The sequence below is a fragment of the Phocaeicola faecicola genome (assembly GCF_013618865.1).
GTDB lineage: Bacteria > Bacteroidota > Bacteroidia > Bacteroidales > Bacteroidaceae > Phocaeicola > Phocaeicola faecicola.
The window spans coordinates 1-948 of the sequence record NZ_JABSOE010000160.1 but is presented as its reverse complement, the minus strand read 5'-3'; the positions used below and the strand labels follow the sequence as shown (position 1 = coordinate 948).

The 948-nt window shown below is 41.6% G+C and carries 1 protein-coding gene; it reads left to right on the top strand.

Annotated elements, in window-relative coordinates:
• Positions 1 to 34: 34 nt before the first annotated feature.
• Positions 35 to 937: an IS5 family transposase gene (locus H3001_RS19115; protein ID WP_117588721.1), complete on the top strand. Its 903-nt coding sequence runs from the start codon at positions 35 to 37 to the stop codon at positions 935 to 937.
• Positions 938 to 948 lie beyond the last annotated feature (11 nt).

Below are 948 nucleotides of genomic sequence, written 5' to 3'. Positions count from 1 at the left end.
TTGAAGTGATTTAAACTTATGTATATCAATTAAAATGTTGTCAAACAGCGTACAAATAGAATTATTCATTATATTATGGGTGACCAAACTCATTCATAATAAACAACCTATGTACGCTGTATTGGACAAAGATACGATAAAAAACGAAATACTTCCTCATCTTTCTGTGGCAAAACGCGGTTTTCAATCAAAAAGTAGTCTGATTGAAGTCATCAATGCCATTCTCTATAAGTTAAAGACCGGATGCCAATGGGAATATCTTCCCGTGAAAGAACTGTTCAGCGGCAAGGTCCTGAAATACGGTGCTGTATTTCACCATTACAATAAGTGGAGCAAGAAAGGTGAATGGAAGTCGCTTTGGCTGCAACTTTTGGACAAGCACCGTTCGGAACTTGACATGTCAAGTGTGGATCTTGACGGAAGCCACACTCCGGCTATACGCGGCGGGGAAGAAGTCGGCTATCAGGGAAGGAAAAAACGCAAGACGACCAATGCCCTTTATCTTACAGACAGGAAAGGGCTTCCTCTCGCCATGTCCGTTCCGAAAAGCGGGGAACATCATGACACGCACAATATTGTTGCTGTAATGCAGAACATGATGGAAGACATGGCAAAAGCCAACATCAGAACGGACGGGCTTTTCCTGAATGCGGATGCCGGATTTGATTGTGCAGCCCTCCGCTCCGTGCTCAAAAGTTATGGAATTGTGTCAAACATCTGTATCAACAAAAGAAATGGAACGACAAACGACAGTATAGTCCTTGATGAATTGTTGTATAGGGAACGATACTCCATAGAACGGACAAACGCGTGGATGGACAGTTTCAGAACTATTTTGAATCGATTTGATACAACGCTCAGAAACTGGGAATCATGGAACTACATCGCTTTTTCCGTTATGCTATTGAGAAAATGTGCAAGGAAAAGAAAAGTTTAAATCACTTCATT